The organism is Trujillonella humicola, from assembly GCF_046233715.1.
GTDB classification, from domain to species: domain Bacteria; phylum Actinomycetota; class Actinomycetes; order Mycobacteriales; family Geodermatophilaceae; genus Trujillonella; species Trujillonella humicola.
Map to the genome: position 1 here is coordinate 1 of NZ_JBJNRJ010000044.1, position 17,883 is coordinate 17,883.

General features: G+C 70.6%; 21 protein-coding genes and 1 riboswitch. Of the genes, 7 read left to right on the forward strand and 14 right to left on the reverse strand.

Features of this window, described 5'->3' with window-relative positions; genetic code table 11:
- Positions 1 to 495: 495 nt before the first annotated feature.
- The 3 genes from efeB to ACK586_RS18635 form a co-directional block, all read right to left on the reverse strand.
- The gene (gene efeB / locus ACK586_RS18625; RefSeq protein ID WP_409331993.1) at positions 496 to 1,788 is read right to left on the reverse strand and encodes an iron uptake transporter deferrochelatase/peroxidase subunit; all 1,293 of its coding nucleotides are present in this window, start codon (positions 1,786 to 1,788) and stop codon (positions 496 to 498) included.
- Between the two features lie 669 nt (positions 1,789 to 2,457).
- Positions 2,458 to 2,919, reverse strand: coding sequence for a hypothetical protein (locus tag ACK586_RS18630; RefSeq protein ID WP_409331994.1), 462 nt, complete (start codon positions 2,917 to 2,919; stop codon positions 2,458 to 2,460).
- A 209-nt stretch (positions 2,920 to 3,128) separates the two neighbouring features.
- Positions 3,129 to 4,223, reverse strand: a complete 1,095-nt coding sequence (locus ACK586_RS18635) for a hypothetical protein (protein ID WP_409331995.1) — start codon at positions 4,221 to 4,223, stop codon at positions 3,129 to 3,131.
- 227 nt (positions 4,224 to 4,450) lie between these two features.
- Between ACK586_RS18635 and ACK586_RS18640 the strand changes: the two genes are divergently transcribed.
- The 3 genes from ACK586_RS18640 (at position 4,451) to ACK586_RS18650 (ending at position 6,272) form a co-directional block, all read left to right on the forward strand.
- Positions 4,451 to 4,840 carry a BlaI/MecI/CopY family transcriptional regulator gene (locus tag ACK586_RS18640; protein ID WP_409331996.1) on the forward strand — a complete coding sequence of 130 codons (390 nt, stop codon included), beginning with the start codon at positions 4,451 to 4,453 and terminating at the stop codon, positions 4,838 to 4,840.
- A complete protein-coding gene (locus ACK586_RS18645; protein WP_409331997.1) occupies positions 4,837 to 5,781 on the forward strand; it encodes a M56 family metallopeptidase in 945 nt (314 codons plus the stop codon). The genes ACK586_RS18640 and ACK586_RS18645 overlap by 4 nt, the downstream gene beginning before the upstream one ends.
- A 98-nt stretch (positions 5,782 to 5,879) precedes the next feature.
- Entirely contained in the window at positions 5,880 to 6,272 is a 393-nt protein-coding gene (locus ACK586_RS18650) for a plastocyanin/azurin family copper-binding protein (protein ID WP_409332030.1), read from the forward strand.
- Positions 6,273 to 6,284: 12 nt separating this feature from the next.
- On the opposite strand, the gene ACK586_RS18655 is transcribed toward ACK586_RS18650, so the two are convergent.
- Genes ACK586_RS18655 through ACK586_RS18675 form a run of 5 tightly spaced genes read right to left on the reverse strand, consistent with a single transcriptional unit; the run spans position 6,285 to position 9,622 of the window.
- A complete protein-coding gene (locus ACK586_RS18655) occupies positions 6,285 to 7,220 on the reverse strand; it encodes a cation diffusion facilitator family transporter (protein WP_409331998.1) in 936 nt (311 codons plus the stop codon).
- Positions 7,217 to 7,849 carry a methyltransferase family protein gene (locus ACK586_RS18660; protein WP_409331999.1) on the reverse strand — a complete coding sequence of 211 codons (633 nt, stop codon included), beginning with the start codon at positions 7,847 to 7,849 and terminating at the stop codon, positions 7,217 to 7,219. Before ACK586_RS18660 ends, ACK586_RS18655 begins: the two co-directional genes overlap by 4 nt.
- A complete protein-coding gene (locus ACK586_RS18665; RefSeq protein ID WP_409332000.1) occupies positions 7,846 to 8,586 on the reverse strand; it encodes a cation diffusion facilitator family transporter in 741 nt (246 codons plus the stop codon). The genes ACK586_RS18660 and ACK586_RS18665 overlap by 4 nt, the downstream gene beginning before the upstream one ends.
- Positions 8,583 to 8,912, reverse strand: coding sequence for an ArsR/SmtB family transcription factor (locus ACK586_RS18670; protein ID WP_409332001.1), 330 nt, complete (start codon positions 8,910 to 8,912; stop codon positions 8,583 to 8,585). Before ACK586_RS18670 ends, ACK586_RS18665 begins: the two co-directional genes overlap by 4 nt.
- Positions 8,913 to 8,959: 47 nt before the next feature.
- Positions 8,960 to 9,622: an SCO family protein gene (locus tag ACK586_RS18675; protein WP_409332002.1), complete on the reverse strand. Its 663-nt coding sequence runs from the start codon at positions 9,620 to 9,622 to the stop codon at positions 8,960 to 8,962.
- 60 nt (positions 9,623 to 9,682) lie between these two features.
- Here ACK586_RS18675 and ACK586_RS18680 point away from each other — a divergent pair, with 60 nt between their 5' ends.
- Positions 9,683 to 10,114, forward strand: coding sequence for a metalloprotease (locus tag ACK586_RS18680; RefSeq protein WP_409332003.1), 432 nt, complete (start codon positions 9,683 to 9,685; stop codon positions 10,112 to 10,114).
- A 103-nt stretch (positions 10,115 to 10,217) separates the two neighbouring features.
- Here ACK586_RS18680 and ACK586_RS18685 read toward each other — a convergent pair whose 3' ends face one another.
- The 6 genes from ACK586_RS18685 to ACK586_RS18710 form a co-directional block, all read right to left on the reverse strand.
- Entirely contained in the window at positions 10,218 to 10,628 is a 411-nt protein-coding gene (locus ACK586_RS18685) for a hypothetical protein (protein ID WP_409332004.1), read from the reverse strand.
- Between the two features lie 115 nt (positions 10,629 to 10,743).
- The gene (locus ACK586_RS18690) at positions 10,744 to 11,364 is read right to left on the reverse strand and encodes a M23 family metallopeptidase (RefSeq protein ID WP_409332005.1); all 621 of its coding nucleotides are present in this window, start codon (positions 11,362 to 11,364) and stop codon (positions 10,744 to 10,746) included.
- A 185-nt stretch (positions 11,365 to 11,549) separates the two neighbouring features.
- Positions 11,550 to 12,386 carry a cytochrome c biogenesis CcdA family protein gene (locus ACK586_RS18695; RefSeq protein ID WP_409332006.1) on the reverse strand — a complete coding sequence of 279 codons (837 nt, stop codon included), beginning with the start codon at positions 12,384 to 12,386 and terminating at the stop codon, positions 11,550 to 11,552.
- Complete coding sequence (locus ACK586_RS18700; RefSeq protein WP_409332007.1) at positions 12,379 to 12,924, reverse strand: TlpA family protein disulfide reductase; 546 nt, start codon at positions 12,922 to 12,924, stop codon at positions 12,379 to 12,381. The genes ACK586_RS18695 and ACK586_RS18700 overlap by 8 nt, the downstream gene beginning before the upstream one ends.
- Before the next feature lie 52 nt (positions 12,925 to 12,976).
- A complete protein-coding gene (locus tag ACK586_RS18705; protein WP_409332008.1) occupies positions 12,977 to 13,681 on the reverse strand; it encodes a vitamin K epoxide reductase family protein in 705 nt (234 codons plus the stop codon).
- Positions 13,641 to 14,285 carry a DsbA family protein gene (locus tag ACK586_RS18710; protein WP_409332009.1) on the reverse strand — a complete coding sequence of 215 codons (645 nt, stop codon included), beginning with the start codon at positions 14,283 to 14,285 and terminating at the stop codon, positions 13,641 to 13,643. The genes ACK586_RS18705 and ACK586_RS18710 overlap by 41 nt, the downstream gene beginning before the upstream one ends.
- A gap of 200 nt (positions 14,286 to 14,485) precedes the next feature.
- On the opposite strand from ACK586_RS18710, the gene ccsB reads away from it, so the two are divergent.
- The 3 genes from ccsB (at position 14,486) to ACK586_RS18725 (ending at position 17,753) form a co-directional block, all read left to right on the forward strand.
- The gene (gene ccsB, locus ACK586_RS18715; RefSeq protein ID WP_409332010.1) at positions 14,486 to 15,442 is read left to right on the forward strand and encodes a c-type cytochrome biogenesis protein CcsB; all 957 of its coding nucleotides are present in this window, start codon (positions 14,486 to 14,488) and stop codon (positions 15,440 to 15,442) included.
- A 102-nt stretch (positions 15,443 to 15,544) separates the two neighbouring features.
- Positions 15,545 to 15,697: riboswitch (cyclic di-AMP (ydaO/yuaA leader) on the forward strand.
- A 244-nt stretch (positions 15,698 to 15,941) separates the two neighbouring features.
- Positions 15,942 to 16,958, forward strand: coding sequence for a M23 family metallopeptidase (locus tag ACK586_RS18720; protein ID WP_409332011.1), 1,017 nt, complete (start codon positions 15,942 to 15,944; stop codon positions 16,956 to 16,958).
- A 213-nt stretch (positions 16,959 to 17,171) separates the two neighbouring features.
- On the forward strand, positions 17,172 to 17,753 hold the full coding sequence (locus ACK586_RS18725) for a DUF1775 domain-containing protein (protein ID WP_409332012.1): 582 nt from the start codon (positions 17,172 to 17,174) through the stop codon (positions 17,751 to 17,753).
- Positions 17,754 to 17,883 lie beyond the last annotated feature (130 nt).

Consider the following 17,883-nt stretch of genomic DNA (forward strand, 5'->3'; position numbering starts at 1 on the left):
TCCGCGCTCGGCTTCCGAAACCTCACCAACTACATCGCCAGGAGCCTGCTGGAGACCGGCGGATTCAGGACCCGACTACACCCTCGATCGTGAAGAGCCGGTAAACCGCTGCACGCGCATGACTGACCGAAGGCCCGGATGGCTGAGGGCGGTGCTGGTTCAGGCCGACGGCGGATCGGAGCGACAAGGCACGAGGTTCTAGACGTGACGTCGACGGTCTTGGTGGCGGAGAGATCAAGTTGTTCGGTTGCACACGGGCCTCGAAGGCGTTGACAGGATCGTGAGCGCCGGCGGCGCGCACGTTCGTCTGAGTCTCAACGAGGCGGGCAAGACCACGACGCCCGTCGGTGTAGGGCGGCGACGCTCAGGAGTCGGACAACGCCGGCGCTGAACAAGCCGCGCAGTGCCCCGGGGGGCGAGGTCGACGGCAATGTGGCGCGAGGAGATCACGCTTCGTTCCCGTCCGTGGAGTGCGGCGCTCGTTTGAGCGAGGAATCAGTCTGCGAACAGCGCCCGCCCCCACCAGTCCTCGGCGTCGCGTACCCCCGGTGGGCAGGCGAAGACACCTGAGGACGTGTGCTGGACGAACGCATTCAGAGCATCGCCGGCCAGTGCGCGCTGGACCTGGACGAAGCCGGACTCCGGATTGCGCTGGTAGGCGATGAAGAACAGCCCGGCATCGAGGCGGCCTGAGTCGTCCATGCCTTCGACGAAGCTGTAGCCGCGCCGCAGTATCGCGGTGCCGGCATTGCTGGGGTTGGACAGGAAGACGTGCGAGTCGCGGGGGATGGCAGGGCGGCCATCGCGGACCGCGGCGAAGTCGATCGGGTCGAACTCCTCGCGCTGCCCCAACGGGGCACCGGTGCCCTTCGTCCGCCCGATGACGGCTTCTTGCGTCGCGGCGGGCACTGCGTCCCAGTCCTCGATCAGCATGCGAATGCGCCGTGTCACCAGGTACGAGCCGCCGCGCAGCCAGTCGACGTCGTCGTCCCCGACCCAGACGAAACGGTCCAGCCCGACCTCGTTCTCAGCCCTCAGGTTGGCCGTGCCGTCCTTGAAGCCGAGCAGGTTGCGCGGTGTGGCCTGCGCCGAACTGGTGGACGACGTCCGCCCGAAGCCCAGTTGCGTCCAGCGCGGCCGAACGACCCCGGCTCCCCGCCGGACGAGACTGCGCACGGCATGGACGGCGACCTGCGGATCGTTGGCGCACGCCTGGACACACAGATCCCCGCCGCTGATCGCCGGGTCGATGCGGTCGCCCGGGAAGACCGGTAGCTCGGTCAGTGCAGGCGGGCGGTGCGGGGCCAGGCCGAACCGGTCAACGCCGTCAGACCTGGTGAACAGCGTTGGCCCGAACCCGATGGTCAGGGTCAGGCCGGATGGTGGTAGCCCTTGGGCCTCGCCGCTGTCGTCCGGACCGCCAACCTCCCCAGCGGTCAAACGGGCAGCCACGGCGGTCCAGTCCTGAAGCAGCGTGGCGAGCTCCGCGCGGCTCTCGGTGACGACATCGAAAGCCACGAAGTGCAGTCGGTCCTGCGCCGCGGTGACGATGCCCGCCTGATGGGTACCGGTGAACCGGACTGCCCCCGTTGGGTCGTACTCCGCGGCTGCAGATCCGGAGGGCGTGATCGGTTCTCCGGCCGTGGCCCGGCCCACGAGCCCGCCGGCGGTGCCGGACGCCAGCAATCCCGCGGCGCCGAGGCCAGCGAAGCCGAAGAGCCGCCGGCGTGACAGTCCCGGCCCAGCCGGGTCGCCGATTCCCTCGGACGCCGATGCGCCGTCGGACACCGCGAACCCCCTGGCAGATGTGGCCCCGCATGGAGCCGGTGCAGCACGATCCCCAACGAGGCTACTAGCGGTCGTAGGAGGATGTGCTCGAGCTCGGTGGGACGTCTACTGCCGTGCGGTGCTGGGGCGTCGCCGCGGTGACTGGCAGGCACCGTCTACGGACGACGCGTCGAAATGTCGCGACGGCACATGGGGGTGCCGCCATTGCTCATCCTCGACGGTCAGGATCGCGCGTCGTAGTTCCGGCTTCCCATGCGAGAGCTGACGGCACTCGGTGACGCGCCTCTCGGGCGTCTGCTGCCTCTCCTCAGGAGGTCGCGCCCCACGACGAGCAGCGCAATCACGTCGAGTGCGACCACTGCCCACAGCCAGGTGATCGGCAGGTCCGCAGGGAATTGGGCCATCACGACTCCTCGTGACTTGGGCGAACAGCCATGACGCCGACCGGCGGGAGGTGTTCTGCGATGAGGGTGCCGAACCGGCGTCGCGGAGGGCCAAGCTACTAGCCGGCGTAGTTGCAGGGAAGGTCGGCGGTCCTCGCCTGGGTAGAGCCCGTTCCCTGGCGTCTGCCTGATCGCCGACACACCGCGGCCGTGACGAGCGCCAGGACGGGGGCCCTCGGAGATCCCCGGGCACCCAGGGAGGTATGCGGTCACGTCCTGTGGGCTGTCAGGAACCGCTTTCGACCGATGACGTGGACCTGTCCTGGTACTCGAAGCCCCGTGCGGCGAGGCGGCGCCAACGATGCTGCCGCCATCGATACAAGACCTGCGCCATCGCCCAGGCGACCGGTGTGAACGGGCCGGCCGCGACGTCGACGCGGTCGGTGTACCTGGCCCTGCCCGGCTCGACGTCTGGCTCGATGGTGATCAAGTGATCCCAGCGGCGAAGCAGCTGGCCTGAGCCGTTGTCCCGGAGCAGCACTCGGTTCGGGGTCGTGGCCGGGAACGTGATCGAGATGGTCTGCCTACCGAGAGGTATCCAACCCAGCATCCGCATCTCCACCAGGTAGTCCCCGACGCTCCAGGTCGGCGGCAACTCGGATGGGTCGACCGGTCTTAACCGCACCAGGGGCCAGGACACGTGCCTCAACAGCCGGGAGGTCAACACCGCCTCGCGGGCCTGGTCCACCGAGCGGCAGCACGATGGTGATCTTCACGAGCACGTCCGCCTCCATTCGGTCTCCCGCCTCTCGCCTTGCCGACCAGGCGGACGTCGGTCGCGTGACCGGCCGGCACCGTAGTCGCGGCCCGATGCGGCGACCAGTGGCGCGGTGTCAAACAGGCGACGATCGACGGCCGGCGCGCCAGTCGCGGGTGCGCCTCAGCCGTCCAGTGGGCTCACACGCCGGCGGCGGCTGTGGCAGCCAGCGGCTGTGCCACCTCTGCCGTCGCTGGACGGAACCGGCGGACGGCGCCGATCGAGCCCAGCATCAGCCCCAGCCCGCCGAAGATCAGCAGTGCCACGGAGATCCGTGCCAGTGCTGGCGGACCGCCCGTGATGATGTTGGCGCTCCACAGGGCGTCCATGTCGGGCAGTCCCTGGACGAGGTGCATGAAGCCGACCACGGCCGCGAGCATCCCGGCCAGCAGTCCGTTTCCGCGCAGGGCGGCGCGGACGGCGATGACCGTCACCCCGGTCAGGGCCAGTGTGGGCAGCGAGGCCTGGCCGAGGGCGAGCGCCCTATCCGTCGAGGTGAGTCCGGACTGGGGTGTCGCGAAGAGGTGCCAAATTGCGGCAACCGTAGCGGTGGCCAGCAGGGCGGCCAGCGGTCTGGGTGTGCTGCCGCGGAATCCGGCGACGGCGCCGGCGGTCATGATCAGCAGGTACAGCGGCCACCAGACGAAACCCGAGGGTGGGGGAGACCAGGTGAGCTCTCCGTCGACGACGACCGGGGTGTCGCCGTAGGTCAGCGGCAGCTGCCACTCGATGATCGTGTGCTCGGAGTCCGGGTCCGCGGCGACCTGTGGCGGGAGGCTGTCGAGCATCCAGTGCGTGCGGTGGTCGTGCCAGGAATACCGAGGTTGCGTGGACACGCGCTGCCAGTCCGGTTCGGCTCGTGGATCGACTCCGTCGGGCGCGCTAACCTGTCCGTCGCGCGCCAGATTGAGGTACGTGGCCGGGCTGCTCGCGTTGCGCCAGACGCCATCGGGACCGATCCGCAGGTACTCCTCGTCGGAGTAGCCGTACACGGTCACCGTGGTCGATGAGCCGTTCAGCAGTTCGAGACTGTCTCCGAACTCGGTCACCTGCAGCGTCACGCCGGGCATCGGCGCGGAGATCCCGAGCACGCGGCCGGCGTAATCGCTTCCGGCTCGCCCGCGATCGGTGTGCGCGGCCGCTGGGCCGGCGCTCATCAGCACCGCAACGACCATGGCCGCGAGGACAACGGCGAGACGACGCGGCACGACGGCCCGACTGCGCAATGAACTCACCCGATCACGGTAGGTGAAGTGCTGCGCCGGAGCGTGGACCCGTGCGCTGGGGTGCAGTGACGCTTTCGTCCGAAGCCCGACGGCCGTCCGAGCGGGAGAGAGGAGGGGTCGCCGCCTAGGCTGCATAGTAGTGCGGTGAGTGATGACGAGCCGCGGTCCTGGCGCTTCGGGGGCAACTGTCATGCTCGCGCACGAGGGCCGAGGGTTCCGGTGAGGAAGGGAAGTTGATGCGACCGTTCGGGGACCTGGAAGCGGCCATCATGCGGGACCTGTGGGAGCGCGGTCAGCCCGCCACCGTCCGAGAGGTCCTGGCGTCGCTCAACGGCTCGCGCACCCTGGCCTACACCACCGTGATGACGGTGATGGACAACCTGCACCGCAAGGGACAGGTGAGCCGGGAGATGAGCGGACGCGCCTGGCTGTACCGGCCCGTGCGCACCAAGGCCGAGCACGCCGCGTTGCTGCTGCAGGACGTCCTCGAGGAGGCGGGCGACCGGCAGGAGGTCCTCATGCACTTCGTCGCCGACCTGGACTCGGCCAGCGTGGCGCAGCTCCGGTCCGCTGTCGAAGCCGCACGGCAGGCCGACGACCCGGCCTCCGGAGGCGGTGGCTCGTGATCGCCAGTCTGTCCCTCCTTGCGATCGGCCTGACACTGCTCGTGCTCGGCCCGCGGCTGGCCAGTGCACCCTGGACGCACCAGGCGCCCAGGCTGGCCATCCTCACCTGGCAGGCAGTGACGGTGAGCGCCGTGCTGGCAGTGGTCCTGGCCGGCGTGACCATGCTGATCCCCATCACCGCGCTGGCTCATGACCTGGGCGACATCGTGCACGCCTGCGCGATCAGCGTGGCGAGCGCCTACGGTGCCGCGGAGTTCCTCCCCGGAAAGTTGGTCGGCGCCCTGCTGGCCGGCGTCCTCCCTGCGTGGATCGGCTTCTGCGCGCTCCGCGTCCTCATCGGAGGATGGCGTCGCCGTCGGAACTTGCACCGCTCGCTCGACCTCGTCACGGAACCGGACCCGGAGCACGGCATGGTCGTCCTCGACGCAGCCGCACCGGCGGCGTTCTGCGTGCCCGGCCGCACGAGCCAGATCGTCGTCACGCGAGGGGCACTGGAACGGCTGTCGACGACCGAGCTGGACGGTGTCCTGGCCCACGAGGCCGCGCACCTGCGCGGCCGCCACAACGCAGCCATCGCGCTGTCCGAGGTGCTCGCCCGCGCCTTTCCGCGGGTGCGGCTCTTCCCCGTTGCGGCGATCCACACCAGGCAGTTGATCGAGCTGCTCGCCGACGACGCAGCGGCTCGTGAGGTCGGTCGGATCAGCGTGGCGTCGGCCATCGTCAGCCTGGCCGAGATGCGCGCGCCGACTGCGGCGCTGGCCATGGCGCAGGACGCCGCGGCGCTTCGGGTCAAGCGGCTCCTCGCGCCCGGGCCCCCGATGACGCCCTGGCGCCACCGCCTGGGCGCCTTCAGTGCCCTGGCCATCACGGTGATGCCCGTGTTCCTCGCGGCCTACCCCACGATCTGCGCCGCCTTGAGCGACCTGTGCAACATCCCGTGACCTCCGGAGCTGCCGCGGCCGCCGAGAAGGGCGACCGCGACCTGCGCCGCTTCTCGCGGCGAACTCTGCTTGTCGGGGGAGTGGCCGGCTTGAGCGCTGTGGCGCTGGCGGGATGCGGCGGCGAGGACGCAGGCGGCTCGGGGTCATCACCGGAGGCCGATGCCGCGGGCACGGTCGTCGTAGGGTCGGACGGCACCCAGGAGATCACCCTCGTCGTCGGGGACGACTACGTCTTCCTGCCGGACGCTTTCCGCGTCGCACCAGGACGTGTCCGGCTGACACTGACGAGCGAGGCCCGCGACCTCGTCCACAACATCCGGTTCACCCCTGGTGGCGGCCCTGTGCCGATCGAGGAGGAGATCCCGATCCTCAACGCCGGCGAGTCCGAGACCATCGAGTTCGCCGTCGATCAGCCCGGCGACTACCAGTACGAGTGCTCATTCCACGTCGCCCTCGGGCAGATCGGCACGATGACCGTCGCCGCGGCGTGACGCCAGGCGACGTCAGTCATGCGCTGCCAGCTCGTGGGCGGCGTGCGCGGGGCTCTCCAGCTGGAACGTGGAGTGCTCCACGCTGATCGGGAAGTGCTCGGTCAGGCAGCCCTGTAGCTGGTCGAGGATCTGCCCGGCGTGACCGTCGTAGAAGCACGAATCGTCCACCACCACGTGAGCCGTCAGGACCGGCAGCCCGCTCGTGATCTGCGATGCGTGCAGGTCGTGGACCTCGCGCACGTGCGGGAGGGCCAGCAGGTGCGCGCGGACGTCCTCCAGGTCGAGCCCCGGGGGGGTGCTCTCCAGCAGCACCGAGACGGTCTCCCGGAGGAGCTTGAGGGTGCGGGGGATGATCAGGACGGCGATGAGCAGGGAAGCCACCGCGTCAGCCTGCTGCCAGCCCGTGAGCGCGATGACGACTGCGGCCGCGAGCACGGCGACCGAGCCGAGCGTGTCGTTGAGGACCTCGAGAAAGGCCGCGCGCATGTTGACGTTGTCGCTGCGCCCTCCCCGGGTCAGGACGACGATGCCGATCGCGTTGGCCACCAGGCCCACGACGCCGAAGACGATGACGGCGCCGGAGGCGATCTCCGGGGGGTCGAACAGCCGTCGGATGCCCTCGACGAGGATGTACGCGCCGACGGCGAGGAGGGCCGCGGCCTGCACGGTGGCGCCCAGCACTTCTGCCCGGCGGTAGCCCCACGTGCGCCTGGCCGTGGCGGGGCGCGCCGCCAGCGTTGCCGCGATCAGCGCGATGGCGAGCCCGGCGGAGTCGGTGAGCATGTGCCCGGCGTCGGCGAGGAGAGCGAGGCTGCCGGAGATCAGTGCGCCGATGACCTCCACGACCAGGACGGTCGCGGTGAGGCCGAGCACGATGGCCAGCCGCCGGCGGTGCTGAGCGGGATCGGCGGCTCCGTGGTCGTGGTCGTGCGAGTGCCCGCCGCTCATCGGGCCACCGCCGTCGTCCCCGCTCGCGAGGCCCGGCCGACGGCGGGCACGAAGCGTCCGGTCCGGGCCGCGTAGTCGCGGTAGGTGGGCCCGTGCACCTGCGCGAGGTAGGGCTCCTCGATGAGACGGACCTGCATCTCCACGGCGATGACCAGGCAGAGCAGCGCCGCCGCCGACAGCCAGGTGGGCACCATCAAGGCCAGCCCCAGCTGCGCGGCGACCATCGCAGTGAAGATCGGGTTCCGCACGACGCCGAAGACGCCGTCGGTGACCAGGGCCGTGCGCTCGGACTCGTCCACGCCGATCCGCCAGGAGGCACCCATCCCGCTCTGGGCGGCCAGCACGGCGAGGAAGCCGAGCACCGCGACCACCAGCCCGCCCCAGGCGAGGCCGTCGAGCGCGGGACCGTCCGGCGGCGCGTGGACCCCGAGGGTGGCGAGGGCGAGGGCTGCCGCCTCCAGCACCAGCGCGAAGACGAACAGGACGCCGGCGAACCAGCGCAGCGAGCCGGGGCGACCAGAGATGCCGTGGAAGCCGGAACTGCCTGTGCGTCGGATCTGCAGCCAGGTACGCACGCCGAAGACGACGGCCAGGCCGAGCAGGTACAGGACGAGCGCGACGGCGGTCATGAGGGCGTGGTCCCTTCCGAGCAGCAGGCACAACCGGGAGCGCATCCGCATGCCGCTTCCGCCGGAGCCGCGGAGGGTCGCAGCGCAGCAGCGGGGGAGCAGCACGAGTCGCCCCGCCAAGCCTCGCGGCCTTCCTTCAGCGCGACTCCGGCGATGACGAGAGCCGCTATGGGGTCGGCCCAGGACCAGCCGAACAGGCTGTTGAGCGCCAAGCCGATCAACAGGACGGCGGACAGGTACGTGCACAGCAGGGTCTGCTTCGAATCGGCCACGGCGGAGGCAGAGCCGAGCTCTCGCCCCGCGCGGCGCTGGGCGTAGGAGAGCACCGGCATGATCGCCAGGCTCAAGGCGGCCAGGACGAGGCCGACCGTGGAGTGGTCGGCCTCCCCGCCGCTCAGGAGAGACCGGGTGGCGTCGACGGTCACGAACAGCGCGAGCCCGAAGAAGGACACCGCGATGACCCTCAGCGCGACGCGCTCGCGAGCTTCCGGGTCGCGGCCGGCGAACTGCCATGCGACCGCCAAGGCCGAGGACACCTCGATGATCGAGTCGAGCCCGAAGCCGATCAGGGCCGACGACGACGCCTTGGCTCCGGCGGTGATCGCGACGACGGCCTCGATCACGTTGTAGGTGATGGTCAGCGCGACGAAAAGCCGGATCCGGCGTGCCAAGACGTCACGGCGGGCCGCGGTGGAGGCCACCCCAGTGGCCGTCGACGGCGCCTGGTGGAGGCTCATGAGCAGCAGTCCTCGGTCGCCGACGCCGCGCAGGCGTCCGGGTCGACGGCGAGCACGACGCCCAGGAGGTCGTCGAGTGCGTGTGCCAGCCGCGGATCGGCCAGCTCGTAGCGCGAGCGGCGTCCCTCCGGCACGGCGACGACCAGCCCGCAGCCCCGTAGGCACGCCAGATGGTTGGACAGGTTCTGCCGGGTGACGCCCACCAGTGCCGCCAGTTCCGTGGGGTAGCCCGGCGCCTCGCGCAAGGCGAGCAGCAGCTTCGTGCGCGTCGGGTCCGACAGGGCGTGACCGAAGCGCGCAAGCACGTCGGCATGCGTCAGTGGCATCACGCCGCTGACAGTACAGCCGAAGCTGAATTCAGAAAAGCCTGAACTCAGCCACCTGCTACGACCTCCAGGTCCTGGGCGATCTCGTCGGAGGTGTCGCCGGCGGCGAAGACCACGCGCGCCACGTCGTCCGGCCCGAACATCAGCAGCGTCGTCGCGTGCATCGTCCCGTCCCCCTCGGCGAGCGTGACGCCGGCTGCGGTCTGGGCGGCCTCGACCTGCTCGAGCGTCCCGGTTAACCCGACGAAGTCGTTCGGGAGGTTGCCGTCGAACTGGCCGAGGTAGTCGCGGAGGAAGTCCGGGGTATCCCTCGCCGGGTCGGTGGTCACGAAGACCACCCGCGTCCGGCTCGCCACGTCGTCGGGGACGGCGCGCAGCGCCAAGGCGACGTCGGCCATCGTGGTGGGGCAGATGTCGGGGCAGTTGGCGTAGCCGAAGAAGAGGAGCGTCGGCTGACCTGCAGTCAGGGCCGCGAAGTCGAACGGAGCCCCCGTCTGGTCGGTGAGGGTGAACGACGGACGAGGCAGCGGCTCGGCGAGCTCCCGCCCGGCGTAGGGCCCGTCCTCGGCGGCGGTGGAGATGGAGACGCCCGCGGCGTGGCTCCCGTCGTGCCCGCTGTCGTCCTCGGCGCTGCATGCCGCGGCCGATGCGGCGACGGCGACAACGGCCAGGGCGGTCAGGACTCCTCGGGCACCGCGTCGCCTAAGCACGTTAGTAGTCTAGGTCGCTCGGGGCCGGGGCCGGACCCCGGGATGGGAGGGGGTCAGGGCATGGCGACGGACGCGCCGGAGGGCCTGGATGCGGAGGCCGAGGAGGTTCTCCTCTGGTCGCGGCTGCTGCGGCCCTGGTACCTGCTCATGCACCTCGTGGTCGTCGTGCTCTTCGCCGTCACCCTGTTGCTCGGGTGGTGGCAGTGGCAGCGTGCCGAGGCCTCGGGCTGGAGTGCTCAGAACGTCTCCTATGCGTTCCAGTGGCCCACCCTCGGCGTCATGGGCGTGTGGTTCTACGTCAAGCTGATGCGCGTCGAGGCCGAGCGGGATCCCGATGCAGGAGAGCCGAGCAACTCGCTGGTGCTCTACCGCCCGGCTCGAGTCGACACTTCAAACGACCCGCAGCTCGCCGCCTACAACGCCTACCTGGCTGAGCTCAACGCGCAGGTGCTGGGACACGAGGGTCCGCGGTCGTCCGTGTCCGCGGACTGACCGCGCCTGGCAGCGTGCGGGCCGGCGCTGTCGCAACAGGGATGAGGACGGACGGCGGCCTGTCGCCGCTCAGGGAGTCATGTCCCGGCTGGCTGGGGGGACGTCACTCGCATCGTGACGTCGGTTCACTACCGGGCACGAAGTCCACGAAAAGGCCCTGCTCCTCGATGAACGGATCATCGATGGTGAAGCGCAGCCGGTCGACCCCGACCCGGGTCATGATCCCGTCCGTGTATCCGTCCATCGTCACGAGGCCCGTCTCGTCCGCCCGAACAGTCAGCGTGGGCGCAGGCGTGTCCGCCACCCAGAAGCGTCCCGCGTATTCGGTGTTGACGAAGCCGCAGTGCGTGTAGAGCGAGAACGGTTCCCCTGTGGCAGGCGACCGCGCGACGGTTCCTTCGGCGGCCTGTGTCGCTCCTGAGGATGACGGTTGTGAAGCGACGTCGTCGGTCGAGCACCCGGTGAGCGCAGCTGTGACGACGACGGTCAGCGCTGCGAATCTCAGAGACCACATGTCACATCCATCGGCAGTTCGTGGACCGGGGCCCCCGGCGTTTGCCGCTCGGGACACCAAGGCGGATGGCTGTGCCGCATCGGCAGGGCGATGATTTACGGCCGCGGTACTACAACTAGATGGCGACACCGCGCTCGCGGAGCCACCGGGCCGGGTCCACGCGGCGGCCGTCGAGTCCGTTCTCGAAGACCTCGAAGTGCAGGTGCGGACCTGTCGACTGACCGCGGTTGCCGAGGAGTGCAATGGTGTCGCCGGCGCGGACGGTGTCGCCCGCGGACACGAGGATCTCCTCCATGTGGCCGTAGACGGTGACGTCGCCGTTGTCGTGGAGGATGTAGACGGCCAGGCCGAACCCCTGAGCCGCCCCTGCGCGCAGGACGACGCCGTCGGCGGCCGCGTACTCGGGCGTGAGCATGGGGGCGGCGAGGTCGAGGCCGTAGTGGAACGTGCCCCACCGGCTGCCGTAGGAACTGGTGAGCTGGCCGTCCAGCGGGAGGACCGCATCCGGCCGCGCAGCTTCCTCGCGGGCCGCGCGGGACGCGGCCAGTTGTCCCTGGCGCTCCAGCAGCTCCACCTCGCTGATCTGCGGGCGGGCATCCGGCTCCGCCAGGACGTCGGTAACCCCTTCGACGTGCTCGGTGACCACGGGCGGGGTGTGTGCGTGGGCGATCGGCGACTCCAGGAGCCAGCCGCCCTCCCACATGCTCGCGGTGAGGCCCCCGAGCGCGACGGTCATCAGCAGGAGTCGCGGCTTCTGGCGCAGGAGCGGCGCATCACGACGCGGACGGCGTGCGGAACACCGGCTCATGCTGTCCGCCCCCTTGCCTCGGACCTCTGGCGTGCCGAGTCATCAGAGCACAGCGTGACCGGACGGTCACCTAAGCTGCATAGTAGTGGCGTGTCGCCCGCAGGCTCGCCCCGTCAGAGGGCCGAGGTGCCGAAGCCGCTGGCGGCCAGCCAGGAACGCAGCCACATCATCACCTGGTCCCAGGCGCCGGTGACCAGCAGGATTCCGAGGACGATGAGGACGACCCCTCCGAACCGCATCACCCACCGCGCATGCCGGCGAGCGAAGGTCGACAGCGTCAGGGCGCGACGCAGTCCGAGGGCGACGAGCACGAAGGGGATGCCCAAGCCCAGGCAGTAGGCGAGCCCCAGCGCCGCTCCGCGAAGCGCGGAGGCCTCGGAGTAGGCCAGCGTGCTGACCGCGGACAACGTGGGGCCGAGACACGGCGTCCAGCCCAGACCGAAGACGACGCCGAGCACAGGCGCGCCGACCAGTCCGGCCGGCGGACGGCGGTGGATGCGTCGTTCTCGCTGCAGCCAGCTCAGGCCGCCGAGGAACGTGAGCCCCATCAGGATGGTGGCGATCCCCATCAGGCGGGTGAGCAGCGGCGCCCACTGCAGCATCAGACGGCCGAGGCCGCCGAAGAGGGCTCCGAACGAAACGAAGACGAGCGTGAAGCCGAGGACGAACAGGAGGGCCCCGGCGACGACGCGGCGGCGCTGGCGAGCAGGCGTCATGACCGCGGTCGACGTCTGTGCCGCCGCGGCAGAGGGCCCGGGTGCCGCTTCTGCGGCCGGCGCAGCGGTCTGTGCGCCGGTCAGACCGGCCACGTAGCCGAGGTATCCGGGAACGAGGGGGAGGACGCACGGCGAGGCGAAGCTCACCAGACCGACGAGAGCGGCGACCGCCGCGGCGGCGAGGAAGGACCCGTCGCTGACGATCGCTGCGAGCGACTCCCCGAGGTCACCCATCCGACGTCTCCTCGGCGAGCAGGGCCTCGAGAGCCCGGCGGAGGTCGTCCTGGGAAACGACCGCGACGTAGACGGCAGCGACCCTGCCCTGGCGGTCGAGCAGGATCGTGCTGGGGACGACGTTGGCGGGGAAGCCGCGGAAGGCCAGCGCAACCTCCCCTCGTGGGTCGAACAGGGACGGGTACTCGACATCCAGATCGTCCAGGAACGCCTGTGCCAGTTGCCGCTGATCCTTCACGTCCACGCCGAGGAACTGCACCCCACGGTCGGCGACCTCTGCGTGCACCGCCTGGAAATCCGGCGTCTCCACCCGGCACGGGGCACACCAGGAGCCCCAAAAGTTGATCACCGCGATGTCGCCGGTCAGGTCCGAGGAGTCGAACGCGGTCTCGTCGAGGTACTCGCCGGAGAACTCAGGCGCTGTCTGCCGGGACTCGGGCGGGATCACCTCGCCCAGCGGGGTGTTGCCGGCGAAGTCGAACGTGCCGGAATTCCCCGAGCCGGATGAGGAGGTCCCATTCGAGCAGCCGCCGAGCATCAGCCCGGCGATGACGAGGAGGGCGGCGAGCCCGCGGAGGCGAGGCGATGTGTCAGCCAACGAGGGTGCTCCAGTAGAGCCAGAACCGCTGGGCGATGGCGGTCGCGATGGACAGGAACCACACGGTGAGCACGACCCCGTGATGCCGCTCGACGACGAGGATCGCACGCGCCAGACGATCGGTTCGGTGGGCGGTCACCGCTCGCAGGTTGTGCAGGCTCACGTACCAGAAGGCGACGATCGTGACCGCCCATACGACCATGCAGTACGGGCACAGGGCACCCAGGCGGTAGAGGCTGGTGTAGATGAGCCAGTGCACGAGCACGACGCCGGCCGTGACGCCGATCTGCAGCCCCCACCAGAACCAGGTCGGTAGGCGGGCGCCCGCCATCATCACCGCCCCACAGGTGACGAGCACGCTGAATCCGGCAACCCCCAGCAGAGGATTGGGGAAGCCGAACAGCTCGGCCTGCGGGCTCGACATCACCGTGCCGCAACTGATGACGGGATTCAGGCTGCAGGTGGGGACGTAGGCGGGGTCGGCGAGGACGGCGTACTTCTCGACCGCCAGGACGAACGACGCGATCAACCCGAGGGCGCCGGTCAGGAGGAGCAGGACGGCCGTGCTCCGGCCCTGGGTCCGTGCACCGGGGACGGCCTGCGGCGCGGAGCGGGTCCGCGTGCCTGGACTGTCGGCGTCCGGGCCCGCCAGGGTGTCAGCCGGCGAGGGCGGCATCGATGCGCTCGATGAACTCATCGGCCGACGTGACGTCGAGCCTCTCGCCGTTGAGGAAGAAGGTCGGTGTCCCTTCGACGCCGAGGGCGATGCCGTCCTCGCGGTCCTGCTGCACGCGCTCGAGCGTCGCCGGATCCGCGACCGCGGCGTCGAACGCGGCCATGTCCAGGCCCAGGTCTTCAGCGAAGCCGCGGAACACGTCGGCCTGTGAGTCCTGGCGTTCCCCCCATTCGGCCTGGCTCTCGAACATCTGGTGGTACATGTCCTCGAAGCGGCCCTGCTGGGCAGCTGCCTCGACCGCCACGGCGGCGTTCGCGGCGTTGGCGTGTCCCGGCAGCGGGAAGTAGCGGGCGACGAAGGTGACCCGGCCCTCGTACTCCTGTCGCAGCTCCTCGATGAAGGGATAGGCGGCCGCGCAGCTCTCGCACTCGAAGTCGAGGAACTCGACCAGGGTCACGCGACCATCCGCTGCCGTCGCAAGCCGGTGGCTGTCCTCGCGGACCACCGGCGCGTCGCCCGAGGTCCCGCCCGGCCCATCGTCGGAGCGGCCCACGCCGAGAAGGACGGCGACGCCGACGGCAAACGCGGCCACCAGCGCAACGGAGATCTTCAGGTTGAGGCTCAAGCGGTCCCTCACTCGGGTCGGGCGACGAAGCCGGCCACGCCGCCTCGGGTGCGCGGTGTCAGGTCACCCGGTGCGCGGCATCTACGATCCAGCGTAGGAGACGCTACCTCAGGGGTTCCGCGCGTCGGCGGACCGCCGGTCCTCCGGAGCCGTCTCGCTCATCGCTCTTCGACCTCCTGCCCACGCCCGAGAGGTGATCCGTGACCGCTGACGAGTTCTCTTCACTGTCCGACACGCTGTTCAGCGTCTCGATCGTCGTGTACGCGCTCGCCGCGCTCGCCTTCGCGGCGCTCCTGGCGTTCGGCCGCCAGTCGCAAGAGTCGCGTCGAGAGCCGGCGCACGTCGGTGCGGCCGCTGCTGGTCCCGCTGACCAGGTAGTCGCGGATTCCACCGGCGACCGCTGGGGGCTGGTCGGGGTCGCGCTCACCGCCGTGGGGCTCATCGCGCACGCCGGGGTGCTCATCGCCCGGACCGCCGCTACGGGCCGTGTCCCGTGGGGCAACATGTACGAGTTCGGCACGGCAGCCGCCCTCGCCGGGGTGGTCGCCTACCTGCTGTTTGCGATCCGGGTCCCCGCCGTCCGGCGGATCGGGGTGTTCGTCCTCGGCGTGACGGCCCTGGGACTCGTCCTCATCGGGCTCTACCTCTACGCAGAGTCCGGGCCGCTGATCGCAGCCCTGCGATCCAACTGGCTCGCGGTGCACGTCTCTGCAGCCATCATCGCGTTCGGGATCTACATCGTCAGCGCGGTCGCGAGCGCTCTGTATCTCGTCGCCGTGCGCCGAGACCAGGCGGCGTCCACTGCGGAGGAGTCCTCCGGTGGGCTGCTCTCCCGTTTGCCCGACGCGCAGGTGCTGGACCGCGTGGCGCACCGGACGGCCGTCTTCGGATTCCCCGTGTGGACCTTCGCCGTCATCGCTGGCGCCATCTGGGCCGAGAGCGCGTGGGGCCGGTTCTGGGGCTGGGACCCCAAGGAGACGTGGGCGTTCATCTCCTGGGCGCTCTATGCCGCGTACCTGCACGCGCGCACGACCGCCGGCTGGCGTGGCCGCCCGGCGGCCTGGGTCAACGTGGTCGCCTTCGCGAGCCTGGTGTTCAACCTGCTCTTCGTGAACCTTGTCTCCACCGGCCTGCACTCCTACGGCGGGGTGTCCTGAGCTGACCGAGCGGCCGGTCCGTTATCGACTCGTGACAACTAAGCAGCTTCGTACTACGGTTCCGTCCGGCCCGACCGAGCCGTGCTCCTCGACCGAGGGCCTCGATCGGACCCGCCGAGCCGGTTCGCGCCTGAGGGTGCGGCCGGGCCGGGGACCCGTGTCCCTGGGGTGAATCCCGCGGCCTCCACGCCGTGGGTAGGGCGCCTTCCCGCCCGAACCCGTCAGCTAACCCGGTAGGCGCCAGGAAGAACGGAGAGCCGCCGTTTTGGCGACTGCACACCACGAGCTCACGCATGCCATCCATCTGCTCTTCCGACGCCGTGGGGGTGCTCGTTGCGGCGGTCCGCCGGTTCCCGCGCGGACCCGCGGCCGGATCGGACTGACCACTGCTCTGCTCGTTGTTCTCACGGTGCTCGCTGTCGCGGCACCGCCCGCTGCGGCCGCTCCCGGCGGCTCGGTCCCCGCGAGCCAGTCGGACTACGACGCGCTGGTAGCCGAGGTGGAGCGCATCTCCGGCTTCGTGCAGGCGGCCGAAGACGAGTTGCAGCGGTTGACCGTCGAGGCCGAGGCGACCGCCGACTCCCTGCGGGTGGCCCAGGAGGCCCTCGGTGTCGCGCAGGCCGACGCTGCCGCGGCGACCGCGGAGCTCCAGGTCGCCCAGGCCGACGAGCAGCGGGCCCGGGGCGACGTCGTGTCCGTCGCCCGTGAGACATACATGGGCTCAGACGCCCTGGGGGCGGCGGCAGCGCTGCTGGACTCCGCCGGCCCGGAGGAGTTCCTGGAGCGGTCGGCGACGCTCGACCTCCTGGGCGACGAGCGCGCGGAGCGGCTGTCGCAGTACGAGGCGATCCGCGAGCGGCAGGAGCGGGCGCAGCAGGCGGCAGGCGCCGCACTGGCCGCGCAGGACGAAGCCGCGCAGGCCGCGGCTGCGGCCGACGCCCAGGCGCAGGCGCAGCTGACGGCCGCGCAGCAGGCCTTCGATGCCGCCGAGGGCCAGAAGGCGGCTCTCGAGGCGCAGCTGCGGGATGCCCAGATCCGGCTGCTGGCGGCCCAGGGGGCCGCGCAGCCCGCGGCCACCTACGACGAGCAGCGCCGAACGGAGATCGCCCAGGAGCGCGCGGGGTTGAGCGCCTTGGTCACGGGTCGGCTGACGTCCTGCTACGGCAGCCGAAGCGGAGCCCAGCACAACGGAATCGACATCGCCGCTCCCATCGGCACGCCCATCTATGCGCCCGAGGGGGGTGTGGTCCTGCACGCCGGGCCCGCCAACGGATTCGGCCTCGCCGTGTACATCCAGCACCCCGACGGCACCATCACCGTCTATGGGCACATCAACCAGTACTTCGTCCGGGCCGGGCAACAGGTAGCCGCCGGCCAGCAGATCGCCGCTGTCGGCAACCGGGGGCAGTCCACGGGGCCGCACCTGCACATCGAGACGCACGTCGGCGGCCTGTATGCCAACAGGGTCAACCCGGCACCGTGGCTGGCCGCTCGGGGTGTCACCCTTGGCTGCTGATCTGTGGTGCACATCTCCCGACGTCGTCGTGCGGGCGGGAACCGCACGACGCCGACGGACGACCAAGGAGCTGTGATGTCCTCAGGTTCTCGACTCAGCCGCCGTGCTCTTCCCGCAGCCGCTCTCGCGGTCGGCCTCACCTTCCTCGGTGCCGGGTCGGCCAGTGCCCATGTAGAGGCGACGGCCGAGGGCGCTCAGGCCGGCACTGGTCCGGTGACCGTCGTCTTCTCGGCAGCGGCCGAGTCCACGACCGCCGGCATCGTCAGCGCGAAGGTGCAGCTCCCGGCGGGCCTGACCCCGCAGTCGACGAGTCTGGCGGGCGCGCCGGGCGGATGGGTGCTGACCCCGACCTCCGACGGGTACGAGGTTGCCGGTCCTGACATCGGGCCGGGCGTTGACCTCGAGTACAGCATCACGATCGACCGGCTGCCGGTGGACCAGACAGAGCTGCCGTTCAAGACCCTGCTGCGGTACTCCGACGGCGTCGAGGACGCGTGGATCGAGCTGCCTGCGGCCGACAACCCGGAGCCCGAGAACCCTGCCCCGACCATCACCGTCGCGCCCGCGCCTCCGGGCGCGGCGTCGTCGGCTCCGCCGACCGAGTCGTCGAGTTCGTCGAGCCCGGCCACTGCCTCCAGCCCATCTGAGGCGCAGGCCGCCGACCCGGAGCCGGCGGCGTCCCAGGACGACACGGGGACGTCGACAGGGCTCATCGTCGCGGTCGCCGTCGTCGTCGCTGCGGCCGTCGCCGGGGGGTTGTGGTTCTGGCGGTCGCGGAAATCCTCCGGGGCCTGACGGCGACCCATGGCCGGTCCTCAGCGTGGTGACCTCATGGACCGTGGGGGGGGCGGGGGGGGCGCGGGGGGGGCGCCCGCCGGGGGGGGGGGGGGGGGCGGCGGCGGGGGGGGGGGGGGGGGGGCTCGCT

What these genes read in the sequence shown, in the direction of transcription:
- ACK586_RS18640 (WP_409331996.1), top strand. Translation starts at nt 4,451, where the DNA reads ATGCGACCGTTCGGGGACCTGGAAGCGGCCATCATGCGGGACCTGTGG.
- ACK586_RS18655 (WP_409331998.1), bottom strand. Translation starts at nt 7,220, where the DNA reads ATGAGCGGCGGGCACTCGCACGACCACGACCACGGAGCCGCCGATCCC.
- ACK586_RS18660 (WP_409331999.1), bottom strand. Translation starts at nt 7,849, where the DNA reads ATGACCGCCGTCGCGCTCGTCCTGTACCTGCTCGGCCTGGCCGTCGTC.
- ACK586_RS18665 (WP_409332000.1), bottom strand. Translation starts at nt 8,586, where the DNA reads ATGAGCCTCCACCAGGCGCCGTCGACGGCCACTGGGGTGGCCTCCACC.
- ACK586_RS18670 (WP_409332001.1), bottom strand. Translation starts at nt 8,912, where the DNA reads ATGCCACTGACGCATGCCGACGTGCTTGCGCGCTTCGGTCACGCCCTG.
- ACK586_RS18680 (WP_409332003.1), top strand. Translation starts at nt 9,683, where the DNA reads ATGGCGACGGACGCGCCGGAGGGCCTGGATGCGGAGGCCGAGGAGGTT.
- ACK586_RS18685 (WP_409332004.1), bottom strand. Translation starts at nt 10,628, where the DNA reads ATGTGGTCTCTGAGATTCGCAGCGCTGACCGTCGTCGTCACAGCTGCG.
- ACK586_RS18690 (WP_409332005.1), bottom strand. Translation starts at nt 11,364, where the DNA reads ATGACCGTCGCGCTCGGGGGCCTCACCGCGAGCATGTGGGAGGGCGGC.
- ACK586_RS18695 (WP_409332006.1), bottom strand. Translation starts at nt 12,386, where the DNA reads ATGGGTGACCTCGGGGAGTCGCTCGCAGCGATCGTCAGCGACGGGTCC.
- ACK586_RS18700 (WP_409332007.1), bottom strand. Translation starts at nt 12,924, where the DNA reads ATGCTCGGCGGCTGCTCGAATGGGACCTCCTCATCCGGCTCGGGGAAT.
- ACK586_RS18705 (WP_409332008.1), bottom strand. Translation starts at nt 13,681, where the DNA reads ATGAGTTCATCGAGCGCATCGATGCCGCCCTCGCCGGCTGACACCCTG.